General features: G+C 72.0%; 3 protein-coding genes and 1 pseudogene. All 4 read right to left on the bottom strand.

The features are described from left to right. Positions 1 to 87 precede the first annotated feature (87 nt). Positions 88 to 1,152: an NlpC/P60 family protein gene (locus ACFU99_RS35830; RefSeq protein WP_384400450.1), complete on the bottom strand. Its 1,065-nt coding sequence runs from the start codon at positions 1,150 to 1,152 to the stop codon at positions 88 to 90. Positions 1,153 to 1,273: 121 nt separating this feature from the next. Beyond that, entirely contained in the window at positions 1,274 to 1,756 is a 483-nt protein-coding gene (locus ACFU99_RS35825; protein ID WP_363224664.1) for a poly-gamma-glutamate biosynthesis protein PgsC/CapC, read from the bottom strand. A 74-nt stretch (positions 1,757 to 1,830) separates the two neighbouring features. Next, positions 1,831 to 3,021 (bottom strand): annotated as a pseudogene (gene pgsB, locus ACFU99_RS35820) (poly-gamma-glutamate synthase PgsB); the annotation flags it as partial. A gap of 11 nt (positions 3,022 to 3,032) precedes the next feature. After that, on the bottom strand, positions 3,033 to 4,100 hold a 1,068-nt coding region (locus ACFU99_RS35815; RefSeq protein ID WP_384400447.1), incomplete at its 5' end, for a HAMP domain-containing protein.

Here is a 4,100-nt window from a genome sequence, read left to right as displayed (position 1 = left end):
GAAAGGGCCCCGCCACACGGGGTTTGAACACTGTCTGCCAGTTAATGGCGGCCGATAACGGCGATCGGCGTCTGTCGGCGACGAGCGTCAGAGCCGCTTCGCGCTCCGCAGCCCCTTCCCGTAATAACCCGGCCCGTCGAGGCGCGAGTCGCCGCCCGTGTCGCCGAGGGTGGGCCCGTTGCTCTCCTCCCGGCTGGAGATGAACCGCGGATGCCCCTCGGTGTCGAGGCCGAGGTAGACGCCCGCGTGGTCGAGCCGCCGGCCCGTATGCCGGGCGGTGTTGAAGAAGACCAGGTCGCCCGGTTGCAGCGCGTCCAGTTCGGCGGGGCGGGTGCGACGGTCCGCGATGACGGGCACGCCGGGGCCGACGGTGGCCATGCCGTTGGCCGTACGGGGCAGTCCGGCGCCCTTGTGGTCGGAGCCGAACAGCGGGTATCCGGAGCGGTAGCCGTAGACGAGCCGCACGTAGCCGGCGGAGTCGACGGTGCCGTACCGGCCGCGCTGCGGGGCGGCTGTTCCGGAGTCGGGGAAGGTCCAGGGTGTGCTCAGGTACTGGTAGAAGTCGGACTTCTCCCGGCGCAGGCCCCTGCTGGGCGCGCCGTCGGGCTTGGGCGGGCCGAAGGCCGCGGCGCCCGCGTAGCGGACCCCCTTGGCGTCCTTCCTGGGCTTCGCGCCGTGCACGTACTGGAGGGAGATGTCGAAGACGTCCGGCGCGCGGCTGCCGCGGTAGGTGCGCAGCCAGTCGGCGAACCATTTGGCGCGCTCCTGGCCGGACTTCCAGGCCCGCGGCAGCAGCCGCACCCAGTTGTCGGTGACCACGGTGGACTTGGTGGTGCGCGGCTCGGAGAACGTACGGCCGGGGCCGGTGAGCACGGCGGTGCGGGCCCCGTCGGTGAGGGTGGCCAGGACGGCGCCCTTGTTGTCGCGTACGACGGTGCGGCCGGGGCCGGTGAGCCGGTCGTAGCGGTAGCCGGCCGAGCCGCCGGAGCCGTCGACGAGGGCGGACGGGAGGCGGGTGCGGCGGGCCGTGGGGTCCGGGGACTTGGCCGCCGCCGTGGGGTCGGCGTGGAGTTCGTAGGTCAGGGCGCCGGCCGTGACGGCGAGGGCGCACAGGACGGCGATCGGTAGCCGGCTCTTGAGTCGTGCTGCCATGGGTGTGGGGGGCCTTTCTTCGGCGCGTTCGGCTTATGCGGCTTATGCGGCGCGGAAAGTTCAAACCTGATCCGGGCGCGGGTTTCGGACCGCGGCCCGGTCGCGGGTCTCGGACCCGGCCTCAGACGCTGGGGAGCGCGCCGAGCAGTACGCCGGCGGTCAGCACCACGTACGCGCTCAGCGTGACCGTGGCGGTGGACAGCATCGTGGCGCGGGGCGGCTGGCGGACCAGCTGGTAGGCGATGAGGCCGGGGACGATGTAGCCGAGCGTCTGGTGCGCGAACAGCATCGGGAACTGCTGCTGGAGGATCAGGTACAGCGTGGCCTGGAGCAGGACGCCGCACAGCACGACCGCCGCGAACAGCCGCTTCCCGTAGAGGATCACGACGCCTTGCAGCACGCGGGTGGAGATGTAGGTCAGTACGGTCACGCCGAGGACCATCGCGAAGAGCCGGACGTCGCCGACGAGGGTCAGCGCGAGCCAGCCGGGGGTGATCATGCCGCCGGGCGAGAGGTTGGTCGTCAGGTAGCAGATGAGCGAGAAGAGCAGCCCCAGGGCGATGCCGATGGCGGCCATGTCGGGGGTGAGTTCGACGGGGGTCACGGGGTGGTGTCTCCAGTGCGGGAGCTGTGGGGGGTGCGCTGGACGGGGATGTGGGAGGAGGCGCCCGTAAGGGCCTCGGCGGAGTCGGCGTCGGGCAGCAGGGCGAGCCGCTCCAGGAGGTGTTCGCCCTGGCCGTGGATGTTGCCGACGGCCACCAGGGAGGCGTCGCCGGGCATGCCGTCGAGGATCTGCGCGAGCAGTTCGCCCGGGTCGCGGCTGTCGCCGCCGAGGTCGACGATCCGGCCGTTCCAGTCGGCCGGGATGCCGTCGCGGGCGCTCCTGGTGGGGTGGCCGATCAGGAAGACGGTGTCGGGGTCGAGGTCGGGGATGATCGCGCCCATCTGGCCGTTGCGTTCGACGCGGTCGGGGCGGCAGTTGATGACGACGTGCAGGGGCCGGTCGATCGCGCCGAGGCCGAGCAGCTGGCGCACGTTCATCAGCGTCGACTCGGGGTCGTTGGCCGCGAAGACGTTGGCGAAGGACAGCCGGTGGCCGCTGGGCGTGCGGTACTTCTCGACGGAGAGGACGCCAGGGTCCGGCGGCGCGTCGTACATGCCCTTCAGGGCCGTGTCGCGGTCCACGCCGAGGAGTTCGGCGACGGCGATCGCGATGGCGACGTTCTCCTTGAAGGTGAACCAGCTGAAGCCGCGCAGCTCGTCGTCGGAGACGGTCTCCGGGTCGGCGACGATCAGCTCGCAGTTCCGGGCGGCGGCCTCCTCGCGGAGGATGTGCAGCCGGTCCCGCTCGGCGGTGACGCAGACGCCGCCGACGGGCATCGAGCGGCACAGCGAGCGGGCCACGTCGTCGAGGGTGGGGCCCATCTCGGCGAGATGGTCCTCTCGGACGTTGCAGAGCACCCCGATGGTGGAGCGGATCAGCTTGGTCTGGTTGACCTCCTGGAGCGCCGGCATGACCGCCATGCACTCGATGACCAGCGCGTCGGGCCGGTAGGAGGCGGCGCGCCGGACGATGCCGATCTGCTCGACGACGTTGGCGATGCCGAACTTGCGGTAGACCGGCTCCTCCGTGGCGTCCGGGTGGATGAAGCGGGCCGCGGTGCCCGTGGTCTTGGCGACGGTGGTGAGGTCGCCGCCGCGCAGTGCGCCCGCGCACAGCCGGGTGATGGAGCTCTTGCCGCGGATGCCGTTGACGAGCACCCGCTGGGGGATCGCTTCGAGCGCGGCGTAGTGCCGGCGCTGTTCGACGATGCCCGCGACGAGGAGGGTGAGGGAGGAGATGAGGAAGACGCTGTAGAGGAAAAGCATGTCCCTGCTTGTCAGTTGCCCTGGAGGACGGTGGAAAGGGGGCGTTCGGCGGCCGCGCCGTGGCGGTCGGCGTCCGCGAGCCGCTGTCTGATGAGTTCGAGGGAGCGGGCGAGCGATCCGACCTCGTCGTGCTGGCGCGGGTAGATCACGCTCGTACGGTCGCCCGCCGCGAGCGCCGCGGCCGACCGGTCGACGGCGCGCAGCGGCCGGATGACGGTCAGCTGGAGCCAGCCGAGGCAGAGCAGGGCGGCGGTGAAGGCGAGCAGCCCGACGAGGATCGCGCGCCGCTGGGTCTCGTACGAGGCCAACGGCAGCCAGGACAGCGGCTTCTGGGTGACGACGCGCCAGCGGAGGCCGTCCACCGGCGCGGCGCCCTTGACGGGGGCGGCGGCGGTGAGCGTACGGGCCTGGTGGCCGGGCTGCGCGCTGAAGGCGATGAAGCCCTGGTTGGAGCCGATCACCCGGTTGTGGGCGTCGACGAGCCAGGATTTGCCGAGTCCGGGGCGGGTGAGCAGTCCGTTGAAGGCCGCGGGTTCGAACTCGCCGACGAGCCGGCGACCGCCCGTTCCGAAGGGGACGACGGCGGCGGAGACCGGCACCTTGCCGCCGTGGTTGAGCTGGAGAACCGTCGGCTTCGCGCTCTTCGCGCCGCCGAGGGCCGCCTTGCGGTCGACGCCGCTCTTCCCGGCGCCGGACCGCAGCAGGACCTCCCCGTCGCCGTCCATCAGGTACAGGGCGCTCCACTCGGGGTGCTTGGGCAGCAGGGTGTCCATGACGTTGCCGGTGCGGATGCCGCCCGCGGCGCCGAGCCGGGCGACCGAGGTCAGGTCGGCGATGCCTTCGCCGAGGGTGCGCCGGACCCGCTCGGAGGCCGCCTCGGTGCGGTATCGCTGGTCCTGGGCGGTCTGTTCGGGCACGGCCGCGCGGCCGTCGGCGCGGTTGAGCACGGGCAGCGCCACGGCCCAGGCGGTGATGAGGGCCGCGCAGCACAGGGCGGTCACCCGCAGTCCGCCGCGTACGGGCTTCGTTCTCGTGAATTCGGTGCGCTCGCCGAGGAGTTGGCGGCGCAGCGCTTCCAG

Origin of the sequence: Streptomyces sp. NPDC057654 (assembly GCF_042800135.1) — a bacterium.
Classification (GTDB): domain Bacteria; phylum Actinomycetota; class Actinomycetes; order Streptomycetales; family Streptomycetaceae; genus Streptomyces.
The sequence above is the reverse complement of the archived record's forward strand: the minus strand, read 5'-3'. Positions and strand labels throughout refer to the sequence as shown.

Coding starts and splice junctions, on each gene's coding strand:
- ACFU99_RS35830 (WP_384400450.1), bottom strand. CDS start 1,152: ATGGCAGCACGACTCAAGAGCCGGCTACCGATCGCCGTCCTGTGCGCC.